The sequence below is a fragment of the Oceanobacillus kapialis genome, assembly GCF_044790185.1.
GTDB classification, from domain to species: Bacteria; Bacillota; Bacilli; order Bacillales; family Amphibacillaceae; genus Oceanobacillus_B; species Oceanobacillus_B kapialis.
The window spans coordinates 2,355,968-2,379,654 of record NZ_CP085256.1 but is presented as its reverse complement, the minus strand read 5'-3'; the positions used below and the strand labels follow the sequence as shown (position 1 = coordinate 2,379,654).

The following is a 23,687-nucleotide window of genomic DNA, read 5'->3' as shown; positions in this document are numbered from 1 at the left end:
ATTTTCAACCCTTTGCTCCTATGAAGCAAAGGGTTTTCTTCACTTCACTTCATGAAAGGAGGGTACATACATGACTACCACAATCCCTCACTGGTTGTCAAAACAGGCAGAATTAGCCCCTGATCAAACAGCAGTTGAATTAGCAGATGGTTCATACCTAACCTTTAAGGAACTGCAAGAGAAAAGCCAGTCCTATGCAAAAAAACTGGGCACATTAGGAGTAGTAAAGGGAGAACATGTTGGTATCTTATCTGAGAATAGTGATGCCATGATGATCACGATCCATGCGTTAAGTTATATAGGAGCTGTTGGTGTTTTACTTAATGTACGTTTAACAGCTTCTGAATTAAACTACCAACTAAACGACGCTGATGTCTCTGTGCTGTTAGTTTCTGCTAATCAACAGCAACGTGCAAACGAACTAAAAGTGAAAATGGTAGTAGAGCTAACAGAAATAGAAAATAACCCAGAGAGCTCTGTAGCTTTGCAAGAAGAGATTCAATTGGATACGCTTTTTACGATTATGTATACTTCTGGGACGACAGGTTTTCCTAAAGGTGTCATGCACACATATGGGAACCATTGGTGGAGTGCAATTGGATCGGCGCTAAATCTAGGGTTGCATAAAGAGGATAAATGGCTTGCAGCATTGCCACTCTTCCATGTCAGTGGTTTTTCGATTCTCATGCGTAGTGCGATCTATGGAATGCCAGTATTTTTATTGGAGAAATTCGATGTGAAAACTGTGCAAACTGCTATTTTCCAAAAGGGCGTAACCATTCTCTCAGTCGTCACGGTAATGTTGCATCAACTTTTAGAAGAGCTTGGGGATAATGTATATCCCGAGCATTTTCGCTGTATGTTACTTGGAGGAGGTCCTGCTCCACAATCTCTGTTACAAATCGCTAAAGACAAAGGCATACCTGTTTTCCAATCATTCGGCATGACAGAAACGGCCTCCCAAATTGTGACACTAAGCGAAAGAGACGCGCTTGAGAAAGTTGGTTCTGCTGGAAAAGCCTTGCCACCTGCCCAGCTTAGAATCAATCGACCAGATAAAGATGGGGTTGGCGAGATTTGGGTAAAGGGACCAATGGTAACAAACGGATATTTTAATAAAGAGGATGCAACCAATAAAGCTATGCAAGAGGGCTGGTTGGCAACCGGTGATCTTGGATATGTTGACGAGGGAGGCTTTTTATACGTGGTGGAAAGAAGAACAGATCTGATTATTTCCGGCGGGGAAAATATTTATCCTTCTGAAATAGAGAGTGTTCTTTCTGCTTTCACAGGAGTTAGAGAGGTCGGGGTAACGGGGCAAGTGGATCCAATATGGGGAAGTAAGCCTGTCGCTTTTTTAGTAGTAAATGATTTTATTACAGTAGATATGATTGAAAAGTATGCCCAGGAAAAATTAGCGGCCTACAAAGTTCCTGTAGCCTTTCATTTTGTCACGTCATTACCACGAAATGCTTCAAATAAATTACAACGAAATAAGCTGTTGGACCTTTTAAATTAAATAAACAGGGTGTCCCACTTGGGGAACATCCTGTTTTGATCTTTTACCTGTTGCAGCATGGAGGGCAACTTCATTATGAAGAAAGCCTATTTTCGATTGATCAAAGGCGCATGGTTAGTAGAATATAAAGGCTTCAGTTCTTCTTTTGGTGCAATATGGAGTTTGGCATGATTCACGGCGATTGGGCCATCATGGAAACCCCCCGCTATCAAGCTCAATTTGCTCGGATAATTGGATATATCACCAACCGCAAAGATGCCTGGAATATTGGTGGACATATTACCATCCACTAAAATGGTACCATCCTGCATTTCCACACCCCAATCGGTAATAGGACCGAGGTCTATTTCAAACCCATGGTTCACAATCACTCGGTCAATCGGAATCTCCTGTTTGGAGTCGTCCTCCATATGTGTAATTGTTGCTGTGTGAACTTGTCCATTTTCTCCAGAAAACCCGCTAACACGGAAGGGCTGATACACATCTACGGAAGAATTTTTCATTCTGCTTATGTTTCTTTCAATCCCTTTGAACTCTGGCTTGCGATGAACGATAGATACTTTATTTGCAATGCCTTCCAGTTCATTTGCCCAATCAACTGCAGAATTACCGCCGCCAGAGATAAGTACATCTTTCCCTGCATAATCGGTCATCTTATTAATCGCATAATGTAAGCTTTCCCCTTCAAAATTAATAGCTTCAGGTAGATCCATCTTCACAGATTTTAAACTTCCGAAGCCTGTTGCCAGGATAATCGTTTTCGTTAAGTGCTGTGAACCATTATGGCTTGTAAGTAAGAAAAAACCGTCAGGCTGCTTCTCCATATGCATAACTTGCTCATTGAGTACAATCTCTGGATCAAATGTTTTTGCTTGCTCTATTAATTGTTCGGTAAATGCTTCTCCAGAGATCTTCGGTATACCACCAATATCGTAAATCATTTTCTCGGGATAAAAATAGGGAACTTTCCCTCCTAAAAAAGGAAGGTACTCAATAATCTTTGTTTTCATTTCGCGCATTCCACTGTAAAACGCTGTGAATAATCCTACTGGACCCCCGCCAACGATTGTAACGTCATATAATTCTAGGTTTTGTGGCATCATGTAGCCTCCCTGTGATGAAATTACCTTAATCCTAATAGTAGGTTATTAAAAATCAGGAAAATTATCAAATAACACATATTTCTTATCTGTTAAACGGTACATTATAATGTGTAATTTAAAGAAAAGACAACTTCTCAATTCCGGATACAGGGGGTAATTTTTGTACGTTTCGTGACCTAACCACTACATAATCAATGAAAATCATTCTCAAATACATTGACGAAAATGGAAAAACCCAATAAACTGTAAGTAATACACAAAATCAGGAACGAACGAAAAGTAAGTGATCTACAACATGGAGTAAGATGTAGAGGGAGAGATTCCAATGCAAACATTAACCGCGAATAATTTAACACTCGGATATGGCGAGGATATTATAATAGACGATTTAAATATATCGATTCCTAAAGGGGAAATCACTGTTTTCATAGGTGGTAACGGTTGCGGAAAGTCAACATTGCTGCGTTCTTTGGCACGTCTTCTAAAACCAAAGGGCGGTGACATTGTCCTTGATGGGGAGGATATTGCAAAGGTTGCTACAAAGGAAGTCGCTAAAAAATTAGCGATATTACCTCAAAGTCCGATTACACCAGAAGGCTTAACCGTGAACGAACTAGTAAAACAAGGTAGACATCCTTACCGTGGCTTTTTAAAACAATGGTCAAAAGAGGACGAGGAAGCAGTATTTAATGCTCTTCAATCAACGAATATGCATCACCTTAAAGATCGTTCTGTTGATTCCCTTTCAGGTGGGCAACGCCAACGCGCATGGATTGCTATGACATTAGCACAAGAAACAGAGATGATATTGCTTGATGAACCGACAACTTATTTAGATATGACCCATCAAATTGATGTCCTGGATTTATTATTTGATTTAAATGAAAAAGACGGCCGCACAGTCGTAATGGTGTTACATGATTTAAATCTAGCTTGTCGTTATGCGCATCATATCGTTGCAATAAAGGATAAAAAGGTATTTGCACAAGGGAAGCCAGAAGAAATTATTAACTGTAATCTTGTGCACGAAGTATTTGAAATGATGTGTGACGTAACATTTGATCCAAGATTCGGTACACCAATGTGTATTCCGCATGGTAAAGGTCGCTGTATCTTTGCACAAGGTAAACAACAAACTGTATGAATTAATTGAACTGGACTTGTCTTCTTTGGAATGACAGGTCTTTTTTAATGGTTTTTCATAGCCCTCCATACATGCTTCAGGTGAATTTGTGACAATCTATTGTAAGGAGGTGCTGTATGGAGAAGAAAAAGTTTTACGTAAATGTTGGTGCAGGCGAAATCTCACAAGAAAAATACGATAACAACGAAGAATTTATTATCCATGCCACAGAGGATGAAGTTGCGATACTCCGAGATAAATTTAACCTGATGCATGAAGCAGGCATAAAAACATTTTTTCGAGCACATGTACCAATAAACCCTTACCATAATGATAGATCCAATGACTACTATGATGATGAAATGACTCAGGCTTATCAAATGATTTACGAATTAGGAGAAGCAGAAACAAAATCACATATTGAGCAAATGGGTATACTAGGCGACGAGCATATGTAAGGGAGCTTTGCTGGAGAGCTGCAACTGAATCAGTTGTGGCTTTTCCTATTTTAGGGTTTATCTCCTCATGAAAAATGGAATAGTATTACAGACCCCTAGAGGAGGCTTTATATGAAAAAATTAGTTCAAATGACCCTTATAACATTTACTGTCCCTGTATTAATGATATGTAGTATACTTATGACGCAAGAGATAGAGGCTGATCCTAAAACCGCTTCAGCTAAAACACATGAAGTATCTAATGTGGAAAAAGCAGTGAAAGATGTACCGCAACAACAAACGTTACAAGATGCACAAGTGAAAGAACTGACAAAAGAGTTTATGGATACATTGGTTCAGCCCTCTGATGAAAAGTATAAAGTAAAGAATATGGACTCCAAAGCACAATTGCTATCCGCATTTCATTCTATTGCCGAAGAAGAAATGGTTAAGCCATTTGTGGATTATTATTATACGGAAGAAGCAGATGGGCTTTATATCCTTCCAACGGAGACGCCACCTTGGTTTATAGCGGACAACCAATATGATATGGTACAATTAGAAGATAACGTTGTGAAAATCATACAATCAAATGAAACGGCATTGCATGGTGCATACACAATAGAAATGAAATTTACGCACGATGGAACATGGAAGATAGCAAGTGCGTCCATTTCCTAATCTAGAAGATACAGTTTATGAAGGCAGTTGAAACGATGTTTACATTTAAGGATTATTACAATAATGAGGTGAAGCTATCTTTTCAGCATCATCCTTTTTCTGAAGATCCCCGCCACGTATGGGTTATCTGTAAGTATAAAGATAAATGGTTACTTACGAAACATAAAGAAAGAGGCTTAGAATTCCCTGGTGGTAAAGTGGAAAAAGGGGAGACAGCCGAGCAGGCAGCAAAAAGGGAGGTTATGGAAGAAACTGGTGGAGAAATTCAGCAATTATGTTATATTGGGCAATATTATGTATACGGAAAAAGGGAGCATGTAGCCAAAAATATATATTATGCGGTCGTGGATTCCCTGCACCCTAAGATTACTTATTATGAAACAGAGGGCCCTAAGTTATTAGATACAATTCCTGAAAATATTAAGCAAAGCAGTGGATTTAGTTTTATTATGAAGGATGAAGTCTTGCCTCATTGTATCGACTATATAAAGACTACATTATAAAATCGCCTATGATGGTATAGGCGATTTTTTTGTCTTAGGCCTTATTCTTTATAAGCCAACCTTCCAATTTTTCTACAACTTTGTACATGATTGCTGCGAAAATAGCAATGAGTACAAGACTTGAGAGAACAAGAGAGAAATCAAAAACTTGGAATCCATAAATTATTAAATACCCAAGGCCCTGCTTTGCGACAAGGAACTCCCCTACAATAACCCCTACCCATGATAGCCCCACATTTACCTTTAAGGTGGAGATCATAGCTGGAAGGGTAGCGGGAAAAATAGCTTCTTTAAATTGCTGCCAGCGTGTCGCTCCGAAGCTTTTTAGCACTTTTTCGTAGTTCGGATCAACCTCATTAAACGCATTGTACACTACGAGTGTGGTGATAATTACAGAGACGAGTGCACCCATTGCGATAATTGAGAAATATCCTGTTCCCAGAGCTACAATTAAGATGGGACCTAGTGCAACTTTAGGCATAGCATTCATAATTACGAGATATGGATCCATGATTCTCGAAAACCTTGGTGAAGTCCATAGTATACTTGCAAACAGAATACCGGCAATAGTTCCAATGAGAAAGCCAGCTATTGTTTCAAACAACGTAATTTGTATATGTGTGACCATCGAGCCGTCCGCCATATTAGCTAGTAATACCTGGGTCACTTCAGAAGGAGAACTAAATAGAAGTGGATCAATCCAATAGAATTTGCTGGCAATTTCCCAAAAACCTATGAAAGCAATTAATAATATTGCCTGCCAGGTGAGCACGATTCTTTTTTCACGCTTTAAGCCATTTTTGTGTTGTTGAAATAACTGGTTATCCGTTTTCGTTTCGGGTGCCATCTTCTTCTATCACCACCTTTAATTCTGCCGAAGTTCCCTCTTTGTCTTCTAATTCCTCCCAAACCTTATCAAATAGCATTTGATATTTAGGGTGTTTTCGTACCGAAAATGGTGCCTCTTGACGTAGCTCAATGGGTACTTCAAATATTTTTGAAATCATACCAGGGTTTGCTTCCATGACAAAAATCCGATCTGCCATAGCAATTGCTTCGCCAATATCATGTGTAACTAGGATTGCTGTTTTGTTGTACGACTTCAAGGTTGCGGAGACGAGGTTTTCAAGCTTTAGTTTTGTTTGGTAATCTAGCGCAGAAAAGGGTTCATCAAGCAGCAGTATTTTTGGATCGTTCAATAACGTTCTTACAAGTGCAACGCGCTGGCGCATCCCGCCAGATAATGCACCAGGATAGGATTCTGTAATCCCAGGGAGTCCCACCTTCTCCAGCAAAGCTTCTGCTTTTTCACGAATAGCAGCATTTGTTGTGCCATGAATTTTAGGGCCAATCATTACATTTTGGATAATCGTCTTCCAAGGAAATAAGTAATCCTGTTGGAGCATATAGCCCATGGCCTTATCAGTCGGCTTTATTGGTTCGTTTTCTAATAATACTTGCCCTGCAGTATGCTCAACAATGCCTGCAATAATAGAAAGTAAGGTTGACTTTCCGCAACCGCTAGGACCGAGTAATGCAATAAATTCCCCTTCCTTGATAGACAAGGAAACATCTTTTAGCGCCTTTGTATAATTTTTTGCCGAGAAATAGTGGTGGGAGACATGATCCAATGTGAGAAAAGACATGTGATCATCCCCCTATTCTTTCATAATGTCTTCTGCAATAGATGTGTTAACAAGCTCTTCATAAGGGATATCTGCGGGAAGCTCGCCTGCTTCATCCATAATGGCTTTTAGGTTCTGCCATTCTTCTTTGTCCAGAATTGGATCCGTAGCAAAAGATCCCTGGCTTTTATATCTGTCAATCGAGGCTGCTAATAACTCTAGGTCTGTATCCTCGAAATAAGGGTGAATAACCTCAGCAATTTCAGTTGCGCTTGTTTCCTCAACCCATTTCTGTGCTTTATAAACAGCTCTTGTAAATTTTTGTACTTCTTCTTCGTTCTCATCCAGATAACTTTGCTTTGTCATAAAGACAGTGTATGGTACATGCCCTGATTCTTCTCCAAATGAAGCTACTATATGACCTTTTCCTTCTTTTTCAAAAGTACTTGCTGTCGGTTCAAATAATTGCACATATTCTGCATCCCCAGAAACGAAGGCACCTGGAATGTTGGCGAAGTCAATATTTTGCTGGAGCTCTAAATCATTCTTCGGATCAATGCCATGCTTCTTTAAAACAAATTCGCCTACCATTTGTGGCATGCCGCCTTTACGCTGTCCTAAAAAGGTGCTGTCTTTTAAATCTTCCCATTTAAAATCTGGCTTTGGTTCTTTTGCAACTAGAAAAGTTCCATCTGTCTGGGTTAATTGTGCAAAATTTATAACGGGATCCTTTGAATTCTGTGCGTATACGTAGATGGATGTTTCCGAACCAACGAGTGCGATATCTGCACCGTCAGAAAGCAGTGCCGTCATGGTTTTATCACCGCCCCATGTTGTTTGCAACTCAACATCCAAACCTTCCTCTTCAAAATAGCCTTTTTCTAAAGCAACATATTGTGGGGCATAAAATAAAGAGCGTGTTACTTCAGCTAGCTTAATGGAGGAAGTTGTGCTTTGATTACATCCAATAAGAATTATTGGCAACAGAGCACATGCGGCAATCATTTTTAAGAACTTTTTCATTTTAACCTGACCCCCTCAATTCATTAGATGGTAATGTCAAAACAGTTTATGCGATTAGGGAAAATGTGTGATAGCCTATTTTTTAAGAACAAAAGAGTGGGGGCCGCTTTAAGGAAGGCCGACTATTTTCGCCCCATCCTGGGAAACGTCGGCATGACCCGGATCCTCCGGGCTCACGTATGGAGGCGAGGAAATCGCACTAGTCTCTGGTTGCAGGAGCGGAGGAAGGGGTACCCCAACAAATGGAGTTTCACTTTATCCAAAGCATTAGGATTCTATAATTTCCTCCAATAATAAAAAAGGGAGAACATTACGTTCTCCCCCTTTTAATACTATCGCACATTAAAGATTATTTCCGTACAATGGTCCAGCTTGTTGAATTGATGGACTGGCTTCAGTGAATTTCTGAAAGTTGTTGTGAAACTTCATTGCTAGCTGCTGTGCGGTTTTTTGATAGTCATCTATATTTGCCCACGCATTTGCAGGTACCAATAACTGTTCAGGAACGCCGGGTACCTCGTAGGGGATCTGCAATCCAAAAATCTCATCTAGTACCGTATCCACGTTATTTAATTCTCCTGCTAATGCGGCATACACCATCGCTCTCGTGTACGATAACTTAATCCGCTCGCCGCCTTTTCCATAGGAGCCACCAGTCCATCCGGTGTTAATTAAAAATACGTTCACCGCATGTTCCTTAATTTTTTTCCCGAGCATTTCAGCATAGACTGAAGGGGAAAGTGGTAAAAAGGGTGCTCCAAAACATGCTGAAAAAGTTGCCTGTGGTTCTGTTACACCGCGTTCGGTGCCAGCAAGCTTGCTCGTATAACCACTTAGGAAATGGTACATCGCTTGCTCGCTTGTTAATTTACTAATAGGCGGAAGCGTGCCGGAAGCGTCCGCCGTTAAAAAAATTATGGCGTTTGGCTGTCCAGCAACACTTGGAGTGACCACATTGTTCATATTCTCAATTGGATAAGCAGCCCGCGTGTTTTCTGTTAGTTCAGTATTCGAATAATCTGGCAGGTCCGTTTCAGGATCGAGGGAGACGTTCTCCAATACAGATCCGAATCTTATCGCATTATAGATTTGCGGTTCTTTTTCTTTAGAAAGGTTAATGCACTTTGCATAGCAGCCACCCTCTATGTTGAAAACTCCTCTATTACTCCAGCCATGTTCATCATCACCGATTAGCCTGCGGTATGGGTCAGCTGAAAGGGTGGTTTTTCCGGTTCCGGATAAGCCAAAGAATAGGGCAACATCGCCTTCTTCTCCAACATTCGCAGAGCAATGCATAGGAAGGACCTCCCGTTGTGGCAAAAGATAATTCATTACCGAGAAAATAGACTTTTTAATTTCCCCAGCGTATTCTGTTCCTCCGATGAGGATAATGCGTTTTTTGAAAGAGATAATAATAAATGTTTCTGAATGTGTCTTATCAGTAATTGGATCTGCAATAAAGCCTGGTGCTGACAATACGGTGAATTCGGCTTGATGGTTGGCTAACTCCTCTTTGTTAGGTGTAATGAATAGCTGTCTTGCAAATAGATTATGCCAAGCATATTCAGTGATTACTTGTAGTGGAAGACGATATTCTGGATCAGCTCCAGCAAATCCTTTAAAGCGATATAGTTCTTTTTGGTTCTTTAAGTAATCCGTTGTTTTTCTGTATAGATTCTCGAAGGTTGCTTCATCAATAGACTGATTAACGGGGCCCCAATCCACCAAGTTTTCACTAACCGCATCACGAACAATGAATTTATCTTTTGGAGAGCGTCCAGTATATTTACCAGTAGTAGCTCTGATCGCGCCAGTAGCAGTTAATGTGGCTTCCTTTTTCGCTAAAATCTTTTGGATGAGACGAGGGACTGACAAATTTTCTAATAGCTGTGAATGTTGTTCCCATTTTGTGCTACCGTTTTTTTCTACCATTTTCAATTCAAAGCACCTACCTTTGGTTATGTGTTGTTTCACGTTACATGAATTTAGTTATTAGTATAACACATTAAAATAAATAGTCCATACTAAATATCTATTCTAATCATATGAAATATTCGTAAACCTTGTGACGCGCCAAAAATAGTTGACATGTCAGTTCGCATTCGATAAGCTAAGTTTCGAACGGATACTCTCTTATTCAGAGTAGGTGGAGGGACAGCCCCGATGAAACCCAGCAACCATCACATTGGTGAAAAGGTGCTAACCTGGTGCAAGGATTTTCCTTGAACAATAAGAGCGAAAGGCTGTTACTCCTTTCCTCATTACTGAAGGAAGGGTTTTTTTATTTGCACAATGAAAAGTAAAACAATTCCACTTAGCTAACTATTGAAATACCATGTATAAAAACCTTTGTTATGAAATAGCAAACCTTGATAAACAGAGATCCGTAACAGAAATTCAAAGGAGGATTTAGCATTATGGCTGCTAATCGTCGTTTATTTACATCAGAATCTGTGACAGAAGGGCATCCTGACAAAATATCTGATCAAATTTCAGATGCTATTCTGGACGAAATTTTAAAGAAAGATCCATATGCGCGTGTCGCTTGTGAAACCACTGTTACAACAGGATTAGTGCTTGTATCTGGAGAAATCTCCACAAGTACTTATGTTGACATTCCTGCAATCGTACGTAAAACCATTAAGGAAATCGGATATACACGTGCGAAATATGGCTTTGACGCCGAAACATGTGCTGTGTTAACTGCGATTGATGAGCAATCCGCAGATATTGCAAGTGGCGTGGATCAGGCGCTTGAAGCTCGTCAAGGGAAAATGAGTGATGAAGAAATTGCTGCAATTGGAGCAGGAGATCAGGGACTTATGTTTGGATTCGCCTGTGATGAAACAGAAGAACTTATGCCGCTTCCTATCTCGTTAGCGCATAAGCTTGCAAAACGTTTGGCTGATGTGAGAAAAGAAAATGTTTTAGATTATCTTCGCCCAGACGGAAAAACACAGGTGACAATTGAATATGATGAACAAGATCAACCTGTTAAAGTAGATACGATCGTTATTTCTACTCAGCATTCTCAAGATGTTACAATAGAACAAATTGAGAAGGATTTAATAGAGCATGTAATTCGTCCAGTTGTACCAGAGAATCTTTTAGATGACACAACGAAATACTTTATTAATCCAACTGGTCGCTTTGTTATCGGAGGGCCACAGGGAGATGCGGGTCTAACAGGTCGTAAAATTATTGTGGATACGTATGGTGGATACGCGCGTCACGGTGGTGGAGCATTTAGCGGAAAAGATTCCACTAAAGTGGATCGATCTGCTGCTTATGCTGCGCGTTATGTAGCAAAAAATATTGTTGCTGCAGAGCTTGCAAAAACATGTGAGGTACAGCTTGCCTATGCAATCGGTGTTGCAGAACCTGTATCTATCGCAGTAAACACCTTTGGCACCGGGAAAGTTTCTGAAGAGGAGTTAGTGCAAGCGATCCGTAAACTATTTGATTTACGTCCTGCTGGAATTATCCGTATGCTTGATTTGCAGAAGCCAATCTTTAAGAGCACAGCTGCCTACGGACATTTTGGAAGAACCGATATCCTCTTCCCTTGGGAGAAAACAGATAAAGTAGTGGAATTAAAAGCTTTAGTGGAGAAATAAGACGAGAGATAAATAAAAACTAAGTAAGTCAAAAACCGGGCGAACTCGAATGAACCTTATGGATAAATTCGAAGCAGCCCGGTTTTTTTGGTGTTTGTTGGGTTGGTATCAAGTGTTTAAAGAGAGGTATGATTCTTGTAGTATTCACCTTTTTCTACATAGGAATTTTTAATTCGTTCCATTTCAGCTAGATCCTCGCTCGTTAAGTTTCGCACCACCTTGGCTGGTCTTCCTAGTGCCAGGGTATGTGGTGGGATTTTTTTGCCTGGAGGAACAAGGCTTCCAGCACCAACAAAAGCATTTTCCCCAATTTCCGCACCATCTAAAATGATTGATCCCATTCCAATTAACGCTTTTTCCCTGATAATAGCAGCGTGTAAGGTAACTTGATGGCCTATCGTTACATCATTTTCAATAATTAAAGGCATGCCAGGACTTTGATGCAGCAAAGATAAGTCTTGAATGTTTACACGTTCCCCGATTCGTGTAGGGGCTACATCTCCCCGAATGACGGTTTTAAACCAAATACTACTTGATTGAGCAATCTCTACATCACCGATAACCGTCGCATCCTTTGCAATAAACACGGAATCATGTATCACTGGGAACTTGTCTTTATAATGGTGAATCATTTGAATCCTCCTCCATATTGTGGTGATATAGGTAGTATAGCAAAAATTTTAGTGAATTGAAGGAAGGCAACTGAATGCGAACTACTGTACCAACATCAACTATATCTTTACTAAAACCATTAAAAACAGAAATCTTTCCTGAAGTTGATAAAGAGCTTGCTCGTTGGAAAGAAAAAGCACAGAAAATCCCGGATCAAGATTTGAGAAACCAAGCGTTAGCCAGTATAGAAGCGAAGAGGTTTCATTGTCAGGGCGGTTCCTTATACGCATTTTTAGCTGGGGATAAATGGAAGGAAGCAATCACCTTTATCGTGGCGTATCAAACCATTAGTGATTATTTAGATAACCTATGTGATAGAAGCACCTCATTGGATCCTGCCGATTTTCGTTTACTCCATGAATCGTTGCGTGCTGCTACGCATCCTGAACATCAAGGTAAAAATTACTATGCCCTTCGAGAGGAGCAACAGGATAACGGTTATCTTTCTGAATTGGTACAAACCTGTCAGAGTCAGCTAGCCATGTTAGAGCTTTCTCCAGTACAGCCTACCCTTGATCGACTCGTATCACTTTATACAGATCTACAGGTTCATAAACATGTTGCAATTGCGGAACGGGTGCCGCGATTAAAGCGTTGGTATGAAGAAGAAAATACTAATAGCGAGCTGACATGGTATGAATTTGCAGCATCGGCTGGTTCAACTTTAACTGTATTTTGTCTGGTCAGTTATGCATTAGGTGGAAAGGTAGACAAATGGGAAGCAAATATGATTTCCCAAGGTTATTTCCCTTATATGCAGGGATTGCATATATTGCTTGATTACTACATTGATCAAAAAGAAGATCTAGAGGAAAACGATTTGAATTTTTGTTTCTATTACCCAAGTGAAGCAAAGATGCAGCAACAGTTTAGTATGTTTATCCGGAGAGCCGCTGATCAGATTGACCAGCTTCCGGACAGTGCTTTTCACCAAATGATTCGCAATGGCCTGGTTGGACTTTATTTAGCAGACCCAAAAGTAAAGCACCTTCCTAGTCAGAGGAAAATGGTGAAAAGCCTATTAAAGGAGAGCGGCAAGACAGCACAACTTTTTTACAGCCTTATCAGAATGTATTACAGATTAAAATAGTGCTGAATAGAAAGTCTCTGCTTTATCTCTTTTGAATTGCAATAATGAAAGGCGGATTATTTTGCTGGTTAATAAATCCATATTGCAAAACATGGTAAGAACGTTGGGATAAATTCATCGCATATTTTAATACAGCATGCATTTCATCTTTTCCGCCTTCATGCCCATGGTAAACGACAAGTACTACAAGTCCATTTGTTTTTAAAACAGGTAATAGGTGCTGAATAGCTTCAACAGTGGATTCCCCATTTGTAATAATGGTTTTATCTCCTTTAGGTAAGTAGCCAAGATTAAAAATGGCCCCACCAACAAGCTCGATATTCTGTGCTTTTAAATGTGTCGTCATATTTGCATGGCTATCAAGGATAAATGAAACATTAGCATAGCTGCTTTCGGATAAAGCCTGTTTTGTATTTTCAATGGCTTCTTCCTGGATATCAAACGCGAGCACTTTGCCGCTTTGTCCAACAACCCTGCTTAAAAACAGGGTGTCATGGCCATTGCCGCATGTCGCATCAACAACTGTCTCTCCTTTATCAATAGAGCTTTCTAATAAATAATGGGCATAATTTATAATATTCATTAGCATGGATTTACTCCTTTCGCATTTCGTATGCTTAGTTTAACAAAATTCCGCATCTATTGCCTTGACAAAGCGACATGGATTCATTACAATTCGAGTACATAATATAACGACAATGCAAAGGAATAGTAATATCTCGTTTTGGTTTAGAGAGACAGTGGTTGGTGCAAACTGTTACCAATAGGGGTATGAACTCACCTTGAAGTCGCAGAAATGAAGTGAAAGTAGTTTCTGCCGTATATCCGCGTTAAGGAAGACAAGTGAACGCAAACATGCGTTAATTTGGGTGGTACCGCGGGAGCAAAGCTTCTCGTCCCTTCATAAGGGATGAGTGGCTTTTTTTATTGGGCGTTTTGTTAAAAAAGGAGGAAAAACAATGAGTTTTAACCACAGAGAAGTGGAAAAGAAATGGCAGAAACATTGGGAGCAACAGAAAACATTTAAAGCAGACACGTATTCAGAGAAGGAAAAATTTTATGCATTAGATATGTTTCCATATCCTTCAGGAGCGGGCTTGCATGTAGGGCATCCTGAGGGGTATACAGCAACCGACATCATTTCCAGAATGAAACGAATGCAAGGTTACGAAGTTTTACATCCAATGGGCTGGGATGCATTTGGGCTGCCGGCAGAGCAATATGCTATTGATACGGGAAATAGCCCCGCTGCTTTTACTGAACAGAATATAGCTACCTTTAAGCGACAAATTCAAGAACTTGGTTTTTCCTATGATTGGGATAGAGAAATCTCGACCATGCAACCAAGCTATTATAAGTGGACGCAGTGGATATTCACCAAGCTTTACGAAAAAGGTCTCGCCTATATGGATGAAGTTGCCGTAAACTGGTGTCCTGCATTAGGGACAGTATTGGCTAATGAAGAAGTAATTGATGGGAAAAGTGAACGAGGAGGTCATCCGGTTGTACGTAAACCTATGAAGCAGTGGATGCTTAAAATTACGGCATATGCAGATCGCCTTCTGGAAGATTTGGAAGATGTCGACTGGCCTGAAAGCATAAAAGATATGCAACGGAACTGGATTGGCCGATCAGAAGGAGCAGAGGTTCACTTTTCTATTGAAGACCATGATAGCCTGTTTACTGTATTTACAACTCGTCCGGACACACTCTTTGGTGCCACTTATGCTGTTCTAGCGCCTGAACATCCTCTAGTTAAGCAAATCGTTACAGAGGAACAAACCGAGGAAGTAGAAGCCTACCTGAATAAGGTTCAAACAAAATCCGATTTGGAACGTACAGATCTTGCTAAAGATAAAAGTGGCGTGTTTACCGGTGCTTATGCAATTAACCCGGTTAACAAGGAAAAAATGCCAATCTGGGTTGCTGACTATGTACTCATGTCATACGGCTCTGGTGCCATAATGGCAGTTCCTGCTCATGATGAGCGTGACTATGAATTCGCTGTGAAATTTGACCTTCCTATTCGAGAAGTTGTGGCTGGAGGGGACGTTTCTAAGGAAGCTTATACAGGTGACGGAGAGCATATCAACTCAGACTTTCTTAATGGAATGGCGAAAGATGAAGCCATTACCAAGTCAATAGAATGGCTTGTAGAAAATGAAAAAGGGGAAAAGAAAGTAACCTATCGTTTGCGTGACTGGTTGTTCGCAAGACAACGGTACTGGGGAGAGCCAATCCCGGTTATTCACTGGGAAGACGGAACTATGACTACTGTTCCAGAAGAGGAGCTTCCGCTTGAACTGCCTAAGATGTCAAAAATTGAGCCATCCGGTACAGGAGAATCTCCACTGGCAAATGCTACGGAATGGGTAAATGTTGTAGATCCAGAAACAGGAATGAAAGGACGTCGGGAAACAAGCACGATGCCACAATGGGCAGGTAGCTGCTGGTATTTCCTACGTTTTATTGACCCAGAAAACCCTGAGCAGCTTGCCGACCCTAAGGCGCTGGAAAAATGGTTGCCAATTGATATTTATATTGGTGGTGCAGAGCATGCGGTTCTTCATCTATTGTACGCTCGTTTCTGGCATAAATTTCTTTACGATATCGGTGTTGTTCCAACAAAAGAACCATTTATGAAATTGTTTAATCAAGGTATGATTCTTGGCGAAGGTAATGAAAAGATGAGTAAGTCCAAAGGAAATGTTGTGAACCCGGACGATATTATTTTCTCTCATGGTGCCGATACATTGCGCTTGTATGAAATGTTTATGGGTCCACTAGATGCTGCAGTAGCCTGGTCGACAAACGGACTGGATGGTGCTCGGAAGTTCCTAGACAGAGTTTGGAGATTGTTTACGAATGAAGGAGGCACCCTTTCTGCTAAAATAACTGAGGATAATGATGGGTCCCTAGAAAAGGTCTATCACGAAACAGTTAAAAAAGTAACATCAGACTTTAGCAACCTTCAGTTTAATACAGGGATTTCACAGCTAATGGTATTTATTAATGAAGCGTACAAGGCAGAACAATTGCCAACAGAATATGTGGAAGGCTTTGTTAAAATGCTTTCCCCTGTAGCTCCTCATATTGCAGAAGAGTTGTGGGAATGCTTAGGGCATGAGCATACGATTAGTTACGAACAATGGCCGACTTATGATGAGTCCAAGTTAGTGGAGGATGAAGTGGAAGTTGTGGTCCAAATCATGGGGAAAGTTCGCGCTAAATTAACAGTTGCAAAAGATATATCCAAGGAAGAACTGGAAGAAAAGGCACTGAAGGATGAAAAAATACAAGAGTTATTGGAAGGCAAAACAATTCGCAAAGTAATTGTAGTTCCAGGAAAACTTGTAAATATTGTTGCAAATTAATATATAAAGAGGGCTCCTTTGGATAGAGGAGCCCTCTTTTTAATTTGATGGTATCCAATCTGTCTGAAGTAATATCCATTTACCATTTTCGAAATACCAAAGCGACTCAACAGTTCCTAATCCGTCAGCATGATAGGCACCGCTAATTTGTTGATAACTTTTCAGCCCATAGCCTTTACGCTTACTTATAAGCACTGGTTCGAAAAATGCAATTGGATCAATCATAACCGATTGAGGCTTTAAAAGATCTCCCTCCTCGTTATAAATGCCTAATCTAATATAATCTTCAGCTCTGTCTGATACATCCATCTCATAAGGGGGGCTATCAGGAGAGATTTGAATCGAAACGATAAAATTCTCTTTAAAAGAACCCTCTAGAAAACGCTGTTCTGGAAGCGGGATTTCCTCTAATACACCTTTAGCTAAAGTATTCAGTTGGTAATTGTATAATCCACCACTTCCACCTGTAGCACTTTGGTAAAAAATATCTTTAATACCATCATGGTTCAAATCAATTAATTGTATTTTAGGTTCATAACCTCCTTGGTACGTAATCTTCCAATTTCTTTTGCTGTCTCCGATGATCTCAGCCCATATTTGTCGAAAATAAGCTGAATCTGGTGAAAACTTAATACCATATAATTTAACCTCTTCCGTTTGCCCATCTCCTGTAACATCTCCCTGAATTGTTTCTATTAACGTGGAATGGTTTTCCTCAGCTGTTACATTACTTACTGTACATAATGTAGTAAAAATGACAAAAAAAAGTGTGGCTGCTTTTCTCATAAAATATCCTTCTTTCTATAGGACACTAGTTGGTGTCTTATTTGTTTCTTTCTATACTTCTTATAGTCTGTGTCGGATAGTTGCATGTTATCCAACGAATACGTATCATAAAATTTATAAGATATAAAGGAGGGTATTTCAAAATGGCAGAAATAAATGAGGTTTCACCTCAAGCGTTACGCGAACGATTAAACAATAAAGAAGAAAACCTTGAAGTAATAGATGTCCGAGAAGATGAGGAAGTTGCACAAGGTATTATTCCACAAGCAAAGCACATTCCTTTACAAGAAGTTCCTGATTCTTTATCAGAATTGGATCAGGATAAACATTATGTTATGGTTTGTCGATCTGGCCGGAGAAGTATGCGAGCTGCAACGCACTTAAAAGAACAAGGGTACGATGTTAGCAATATGGCTGGTGGCATGCTCGAATGGGAAGGCGATGTAGAGGTGAAAGATAAATAGAGAGGGGAAGACTTGAAAGTCTCCTCTTTTTATCCCACCTCAATCGGCAGTAAGAGCCCCGGAGATCAATTGCCAGTAAAGGTTCGATTGGTTCAACTCTCGTTTTGTAGGGGAGGAAAGGAAACCTCCACCAAATGAAGTTTTACTTTAATTGAGAGGCTATTAAAAAAGGCATTTGAAGAATTTCAAACTCTAAAGTCCGACAATAATGCTTGTCAGAGAAGTGCCTTCTTCGCCCTCTACAGCGTTATATATCCTTTCAGTAAGCTCTTCTAGATTTTCAATAAAAAAGCTATTGACTATTATTGTTGAAAGATGCTATAATAATTTTCCACCGCAAAGGGCAGATTAAATCTGTCGAAAAAAATGGGTGGGTTACTTCGCTCGACAGCTAGATGGAAATTCTAAAAAAGTTGTTGACAGTAACGGATTAACCTGATATACTATAAAAGTTGCTTTAAAAAAGCGACGAAACAAATTGCTCTTTGAAAACTGAACAAAACAACCAGTATGTCAAGGAAAAACAGCTTGCTGTTTTTCAAAGAAATACAAAGCAGAAGTCAGCTTCTGTGAAGCTAAGAAGCATCATGTTGATTGGTGTCTACATGATACAAACTTTTTTGGAGAGTTTGATCTTGGCTCAGGACGAACGCTGGCGGCGTGCCTAATACATGCAAGTCGAGCGCAGGAAGCAAGCAGATCCCCTTCGGGGGTGACGCTTGTGGAATGAGCGGCGGACGGGTGAGTAACACGTGGGCAACCTGCCTGTAAGACTGGGATAACCCCGGGAAACCGGGGCTAATACCGGATAACACTTTTCGTTGCATGACGAGAAGTTGAAAGGCGGCTTCGGCTGCCACTTACAGATGGGCCCGCGGCGCATTAGCTAGTTGGTAAGGTAACGGCTTACCAAGGCGACGATGCGTAGCCGACCTGAGAGGGTGATCGGCCACACTGGGACTGAGACACGGCCCAGACTCCTACGGGAGGCAGCAGTAGGGAATCTTCCGCAATGGACGAAAGTCTGACGGAGCAACGCCGCGTGAGTGATGAAGGTCTTCGGATCGTAAAACTCTGTTGTTAGGGAAGAACAAGTCGGGTAGTAACTGACCCGGCCTTGACGGTACCTAACCAGAAAGCCCCGGCTAACTACGTGCCAGCAGCCGCGGTAATACGTAGGGGGCAAGCGTTGTCCGGAATTATTGGGCGTAAAGCGCTCGCAGGCGGTCCTTTAAGTCTGATGTGAAATCTCGCGGCTCAACCGCGAACGGTCATTGGAAACTGGAGGACTTGAGTACAGAAGAGGAGAGTGGAATTCCACGTGTAGCGGTGAAATGCGTAGAGATGTGGAGGAACACCAGTGGCGAAGGCGACTCTCTGGTCTGTAACTGACGCTGAGGAGCGAAAGCGTGGGGAGCGAACAGGATTAGATACCCTGGTAGTCCACGCCGTAAACGATGAGTGCTAGGTGTTAGGGGGTTTCCGCCCCTTAGTGCTGAAGTTAACGCATTAAGCACTCCGCCTGGGGAGTACGGCCGCAAGGCTGAAACTCAAAAGAATTGACGGGGGCCCGCACAAGCGGTGGAGCATGTGGTTTAATTCGAAGCAACGCGAAGAACCTTACCAGGTCTTGACATCCTCTGCTATTCCTAGAGATAGGAAGTTCCCTTCGGGGACAGAGTGACAGGTGGTGCATGGTTGTCGTCAGCTCGTGTCGTGAGATGTTGGGTTAAGTCCCGCAACGAGCGCAACCCTTGATCTTAGTTGCCAGCATTTAGTTGGGCACTCTAAGGTGACTGCCGGTGACAAACCGGAGGAAGGTGGGGATGACGTCAAATCATCATGCCCCTTATGACCTGGGCTACACACGTGCTACAATGGATGGAACAAAGGGAAGCAAAACCGCGAGGTCAAGCAAATCCCATAAAACCATTCTCAGTTCGGATTGCAGGCTGCAACTCGCCTGCATGAAGCCGGAATCGCTAGTAATCGCGGATCAGCATGCCGCGGTGAATACGTTCCCGGGCCTTGTACACACCGCCCGTCACACCACGAGAGTTGGTAACACCCGAAGTCGGTGAGGTAACCTTTTGGAGCCAGCCGCCGAAGGTGGGACCAATGATTGGGGTGAAGTCGTAACAAGGTAGCCGTATCGGAAGGTGCGGCTGGATCACCTCCTTTCTAAGGATAATTAAGAAGGCGAAAGGGCTCGATTAGCGACGTATAAACTGGATTGAACCGAAGGAGATAAAGGAAACACAATGAGCGTAGCGAATTGTTGTTGACTTATCGTACGGAGGTGAAGGAAGTTTACTAGTCGTTGAGCACTGTAGCTGGACTAACGGAACGCCGAAGGTTCTCTTGCGAGAGCCTTCCGGTAAGGACATACATGGTTGTTTGGTTCAGTTTTGAGGGAGCAATTAAAAATCTCTCAAAGGATTGAAGGAACTTCTGTTAAAACCCGTCACGTCCTGTGACGAACACAGAAGCCACCACATCCTGTGGAAGTTTGTACCTTGAAAACTAAATAAGAGTAACAACGACATCAAATAAAAAGCTGAAACAACTGTTCAGCGATGTACGGACTGGACTGAGCCGTAGGAGATAAAGGAAACACGATGACCGTTAGGGAATCGATGTTGACTTATCGTACGAAGGTGAAGGAAGTCACGCTAATCGCTAGTTGTTGAAGCTGGATTAGTAATGCAAGGCTAAGAAATTAGCACGCTTATTTACTGTAACTTAGTTAAGTGAATAAGGGCGCACGGTGGATGCCTTGGCACTAGGAGCCGATAAAGGACGGGACTAACACCGATATGTCTCGGGGAGTCGTAAGTAGACATTGATCCGGGAATTTCCGAATGGGGGAACCCACTGTTCGTAATGGAACAGTATCGTTATCTGAATACATAGGGTAACGAAGGCAGACCCGGGGAACTGAAACATCTCAGTACCCGGAGGAAGAGAAAGCAAATGCGATTTCCCAAGTAGCGGCGAGCGAAACGGAATTAGCCCAAACCAGAAAGCTTGCTTTCTGGGGTTGTAGGACACTCCACACGGAGTTACAAAGAAACTCTTTAGATGAATCGATCTGGAACGATCAGCCATAGCAGGTAAGAGCCCTGTAATCGAAAAGGAGTTTCCTCCGGAGTGTATCCTGAGTACGGCGGAACACGAGAAATTCCGTCGGAATCCGGGAGGACCATCTCCCAAGGCTAAATACTCCCTAGTGACCGATAGTGAACCAGTACCGTGAGGGAAAGGTGAAAAGCACCCCGGGAGGGGAGTGAAAGAGAACCTGAAACCGTGTGCCTACAAGTAGTCGAAGCCCGTTAATGGGTGACGGCGTACCTTTTGTAGAATGGACCGGCGAGTTACGATCGTATGCAAGGTTAAGTGGAAGACACGGAGCCGCAGCGAAAGCGAGTCTGAATAGGGCGATATAGTATGCGGTCGTAGACCCGAAACCGTGTGATCTACCCATGTCCAGGGTGAAGGTCAGGTAACACTGACTGGAGGCCCGAACCCACGTATGTTGAAAAATGCGGGGATGAGGTGTGGGTAGGGGTGAAATGCCAATCGAACACGGAGATAGCTGGTTCTCTCCGAAATAGCTTTAGGGCTAGCCTCAAGCATCGAGTACTGGAGGTAGAGCACTGATTGGACTAGGGGCCCTCATCGGGTTACCGAATTCAGTCAAACTCCGAATGCCAGATACTTAGACTTGGGAGTCAGACTATGGGTGATAAGGTTCATAGTCGAAAGGGAAACAGCCCAGACCGCCAGCTAAGGTCCCAAAGTATACGTTAAGTGGAAAAGGATGTGGAGTTGCCCAGACAACCAGGATGTTGGCTTAGAAGCAGCCATCATTTAAAGAGTGCGTAATAGCTCACTGGTCGAGTGACTCTGCGCCGAAAATGTACCGGGGCTAAACGTATCACCGAAGCTGCGGATTGTTCTTCGAACAATGGTAGGAGAGCGTTCTGTGTGCTGTGAAGTCAGACCGTGAGGACTGGTGGAGCGCACAGAAGTGAGAATGCCGGTATGAGTAGCGAAAAAAGAGTGAGAATCTCTTTCACCGAATGCCTAAGGTTTCCTGAGGAAGGCTCGTCCTCTCAGGGTTAGTCGGGACCTAAGCCGAGGCCGAAAGGCGTAGGCGATGGACAACAGGTAGATATTCCTGTACCACCTCTTGAATGTTTGAGCAATGGGGGGACGCAGTAGGATATGGAATGCGCACCGATGGATGTGTGCGCCCAAGCAGTGAGAATGTTGGATAGGCAAATCCGTCCAACTTAAGTTCAAGCTGTGATGGGGAGGGAAATTGAGTACCGAAGTTCCAGATTTCACACTGCCAAGAAAAGCCTCTAGTGAGTTCAAAGGTGCCCGTACCGCAAACCGACACAGGTAGGCGAGGAGAGAATCCTAAGGTGAGCGGGAGAACTCTCGTTAAGGAACTCGGCAAAATGACCCCGTAACTTCGGGAGAAGGGGTGCTCCTTTATGGAGGAGCCGCAGTGAATAGGCCCAAGCGACTGTTTAGCAAAAACACAGGTCTCTGCGAAGCCGTAAGGCGAAGTATAGGGGCTGACACCTGCCCGGTGCTGGAAGGTTAAGGGGAAGCGTTAGGCGCAAGCCGAAGCGTAGAACCGAAGCCCCAGTAAACGGCGGCCGTAACTATAACGGTCCTAAGGTAGCGAAATTCCTTGTCGGGTAAGTTCCGACCCGCACGAAAGGTGCAACGACTTGGGCACTGTCTCAACGAGAGACCCGGTGAAATTATACTATGCGTGAAGATGCGCATTACCCGCGACAGGACGGAAAGACCCCGTGGAGCTTTACTGTAGCCTGATATTGAATGTTGGTACAGCTTGTACAGGATAGGTGGGAGCCTTCGAAGCGTGAGCGCTAGCTTACGTGGAGGCATCCGTGGGATACCACCCTGGCTGTACGAACCTTCTAACCCAGGACCGTAATCCGGTTCGGAGACAGTGTCAGGCGGGCAGTTTGACTGGGGCGGTCGCCTCCCAAAAGGTAACGGAGGCGCCCAAAGGTTCCCTCAGAATGGTTGGAAATCATTCGCAGAGTGTAAAGGCACAAGGGAGCTTGACTGCGAGACCTACAAGTCGAGCAGGGACGAAAGTCGGGCTTAGTGATCCGGTGGTTCCGCATGGAAGGGCCATCGCTCAACGGATAAAAGCTACCCCGGGGATAACAGGCTTATCTCCCCCAAGAGTTCACATCGACGGGGAGGTTTGGCACCTCGATGTCGGCTCATCGCATCCTGGGGCTGTAGTCGGTCCCAAGGGTTGGGCTGTTCGCCCATTAAAGCGGTACGCGAGCTGGGTTCAGAACGTCGTGAGACAGTTCGGTCCCTATCCGTCGTGGGCGTTGGAAGTTTGAGAGGAGCTGTCCTTAGTACGAGAGGACCGGGATGGACACACCGCTGGTGTACCAGTTGTTCCGCCAGGAGCATAGCTGGGTAGCTACGTGTGGCAGGGATAAGTGCTGAAAGCATCTAAGCATGAAGCCCCCCTCAAGATGAGACTTCCCATCACTTCGAGTGAGTAAGATCCCTCAGAGACGATGAGGTTGATAGGTCCGAGGTGGAAGCGTGGTGACACGTGGAGCTGACGGATACTAATAGATCGAGGACTTAACTAAACTTTTT

Annotated in this window: 17 protein-coding genes, 2 rRNA genes, 1 riboswitch and 1 other annotated feature; of the genes, 11 read left to right on the top strand and 8 right to left on the bottom strand. The window is 42.6% G+C overall.

The features are described from left to right. Nucleotides 1-70 precede the first annotated feature (70 nt). Nucleotides 71-1,519, top strand: coding sequence for an o-succinylbenzoate--CoA ligase (locus tag LG273_RS12430; protein WP_404453972.1), 1,449 nt, complete (start codon nucleotides 71-73; stop codon nucleotides 1,517-1,519). An 86-nt stretch (nucleotides 1,520-1,605) separates the two neighbouring features. On the opposite strand, the gene LG273_RS12425 is transcribed toward LG273_RS12430, so the two are convergent. Next, complete coding sequence (locus LG273_RS12425; RefSeq protein ID WP_404453970.1) at nucleotides 1,606-2,619, bottom strand: NAD(P)/FAD-dependent oxidoreductase; 1,014 nt, start codon at nucleotides 2,617-2,619, stop codon at nucleotides 1,606-1,608. A gap of 328 nt (nucleotides 2,620-2,947) precedes the next feature. Here LG273_RS12425 and LG273_RS12420 point away from each other — a divergent pair, with 328 nt between their 5' ends. The 4 genes from LG273_RS12420 (at nucleotide 2,948) to ytkD (ending at nucleotide 5,366) form a co-directional block, all read left to right on the top strand. After that, complete coding sequence (locus LG273_RS12420; RefSeq protein ID WP_379561721.1) at nucleotides 2,948-3,766, top strand: ABC transporter ATP-binding protein; 819 nt, start codon at nucleotides 2,948-2,950, stop codon at nucleotides 3,764-3,766. 116 nt (nucleotides 3,767-3,882) lie between these two features. Beyond that, nucleotides 3,883-4,203: a hydrolase gene (locus tag LG273_RS12415; protein WP_404453967.1), complete on the top strand. Its 321-nt coding sequence runs from the start codon at nucleotides 3,883-3,885 to the stop codon at nucleotides 4,201-4,203. Between the two features lie 111 nt (nucleotides 4,204-4,314). Beyond that, nucleotides 4,315-4,863 (top strand): hypothetical protein, encoded by a 549-nt coding sequence (locus LG273_RS12410; RefSeq protein WP_404453964.1) that lies wholly within the window; start codon nucleotides 4,315-4,317, stop codon nucleotides 4,861-4,863. A 35-nt stretch (nucleotides 4,864-4,898) separates the two neighbouring features. Then, entirely contained in the window at nucleotides 4,899-5,366 is a 468-nt protein-coding gene (gene ytkD / locus LG273_RS12405; protein WP_404459538.1) for an RNA deprotection pyrophosphohydrolase, read from the top strand. 34 nt (nucleotides 5,367-5,400) lie between these two features. On the opposite strand, the gene LG273_RS12400 is transcribed toward ytkD, so the two are convergent. The 4 genes from LG273_RS12400 to pckA all read right to left on the bottom strand — a co-directional run bounded on the left by LG273_RS12400 (nucleotide 5,401) and on the right by pckA (nucleotide 9,946). Then, complete coding sequence (locus tag LG273_RS12400; protein WP_379561718.1) at nucleotides 5,401-6,213, bottom strand: ABC transporter permease; 813 nt, start codon at nucleotides 6,211-6,213, stop codon at nucleotides 5,401-5,403. Continuing rightward, nucleotides 6,188-7,012 (bottom strand): ABC transporter ATP-binding protein, encoded by an 825-nt coding sequence (locus LG273_RS12395; protein WP_404453961.1) that lies wholly within the window; start codon nucleotides 7,010-7,012, stop codon nucleotides 6,188-6,190. Before LG273_RS12395 ends, LG273_RS12400 begins: the two co-directional genes overlap by 26 nt. Nucleotides 7,013-7,024: 12 nt before the next feature. Further along, nucleotides 7,025-8,014, bottom strand: coding sequence for an ABC transporter substrate-binding protein (locus tag LG273_RS12390; protein WP_404453959.1), 990 nt, complete (start codon nucleotides 8,012-8,014; stop codon nucleotides 7,025-7,027). A 342-nt stretch (nucleotides 8,015-8,356) separates the two neighbouring features. Then, the gene (gene pckA / locus LG273_RS12385; RefSeq protein WP_404459535.1) at nucleotides 8,357-9,946 is read right to left on the bottom strand and encodes a phosphoenolpyruvate carboxykinase (ATP); all 1,590 of its coding nucleotides are present in this window, start codon (nucleotides 9,944-9,946) and stop codon (nucleotides 8,357-8,359) included. A gap of 198 nt (nucleotides 9,947-10,144) precedes the next feature. Continuing rightward, nucleotides 10,145-10,250: riboswitch (SAM riboswitch) on the top strand. A gap of 181 nt (nucleotides 10,251-10,431) precedes the next feature. Here pckA and metK point away from each other — a divergent pair. Then, nucleotides 10,432-11,631, top strand: a complete 1,200-nt coding sequence (metK, locus tag LG273_RS12380; protein WP_379561715.1) for a methionine adenosyltransferase — start codon at nucleotides 10,432-10,434, stop codon at nucleotides 11,629-11,631. Between the two features lie 116 nt (nucleotides 11,632-11,747). Here metK and LG273_RS12375 read toward each other — a convergent pair whose 3' ends face one another. Further along, the gene (locus tag LG273_RS12375; protein WP_404453957.1) at nucleotides 11,748-12,263 is read right to left on the bottom strand and encodes a gamma carbonic anhydrase family protein; all 516 of its coding nucleotides are present in this window, start codon (nucleotides 12,261-12,263) and stop codon (nucleotides 11,748-11,750) included. Between the two features lie 74 nt (nucleotides 12,264-12,337). Here LG273_RS12375 and LG273_RS12370 point away from each other — a divergent pair, with 74 nt between their 5' ends. After that, a complete protein-coding gene (locus tag LG273_RS12370) occupies nucleotides 12,338-13,393 on the top strand; it encodes a tetraprenyl-beta-curcumene synthase family protein (protein WP_404453954.1) in 1,056 nt (351 codons plus the stop codon). Nucleotides 13,394-13,415: 22 nt separating this feature from the next. Here LG273_RS12370 and LG273_RS12365 read toward each other — a convergent pair whose 3' ends face one another. Beyond that, the gene (locus tag LG273_RS12365) at nucleotides 13,416-13,982 is read right to left on the bottom strand and encodes a class I SAM-dependent methyltransferase (protein WP_404453952.1); all 567 of its coding nucleotides are present in this window, start codon (nucleotides 13,980-13,982) and stop codon (nucleotides 13,416-13,418) included. Between the two features lie 100 nt (nucleotides 13,983-14,082). Continuing rightward, nucleotides 14,083-14,297: a binding site (T-box leader), on the top strand. Between the two features lie 55 nt (nucleotides 14,298-14,352). Between LG273_RS12365 and leuS the strand changes: the two genes are divergently transcribed. Continuing rightward, nucleotides 14,353-16,767, top strand: a complete 2,415-nt coding sequence (leuS, locus tag LG273_RS12360; protein ID WP_404453949.1) for a leucine--tRNA ligase — start codon at nucleotides 14,353-14,355, stop codon at nucleotides 16,765-16,767. A gap of 39 nt (nucleotides 16,768-16,806) precedes the next feature. On the opposite strand, the gene LG273_RS12355 is transcribed toward leuS, so the two are convergent. Next, entirely contained in the window at nucleotides 16,807-17,553 is a 747-nt protein-coding gene (locus tag LG273_RS12355) for a hypothetical protein (protein ID WP_404453946.1), read from the bottom strand. Nucleotides 17,554-17,696: 143 nt separating this feature from the next. Here LG273_RS12355 and LG273_RS12350 point away from each other — a divergent pair, with 143 nt between their 5' ends. The 3 genes from LG273_RS12350 to LG273_RS12340 all read left to right on the top strand — a co-directional run bounded on the left by LG273_RS12350 (nucleotide 17,697) and on the right by LG273_RS12340 (nucleotide 23,680). Then, nucleotides 17,697-18,017 (top strand): rhodanese-like domain-containing protein, encoded by a 321-nt coding sequence (locus tag LG273_RS12350; RefSeq protein ID WP_404453943.1) that lies wholly within the window; start codon nucleotides 17,697-17,699, stop codon nucleotides 18,015-18,017. A gap of 617 nt (nucleotides 18,018-18,634) precedes the next feature. Next, nucleotides 18,635-20,198 (top strand): 16S ribosomal RNA (locus LG273_RS12345). A 563-nt stretch (nucleotides 20,199-20,761) separates the two neighbouring features. Then, nucleotides 20,762-23,680: ribosomal RNA gene (locus LG273_RS12340) — 23S ribosomal RNA — on the top strand. Together the 16S and 23S rRNA genes form the textbook arrangement of a ribosomal RNA operon. The last annotated feature ends 7 nt before the right edge of the window (nucleotides 23,681-23,687 follow it).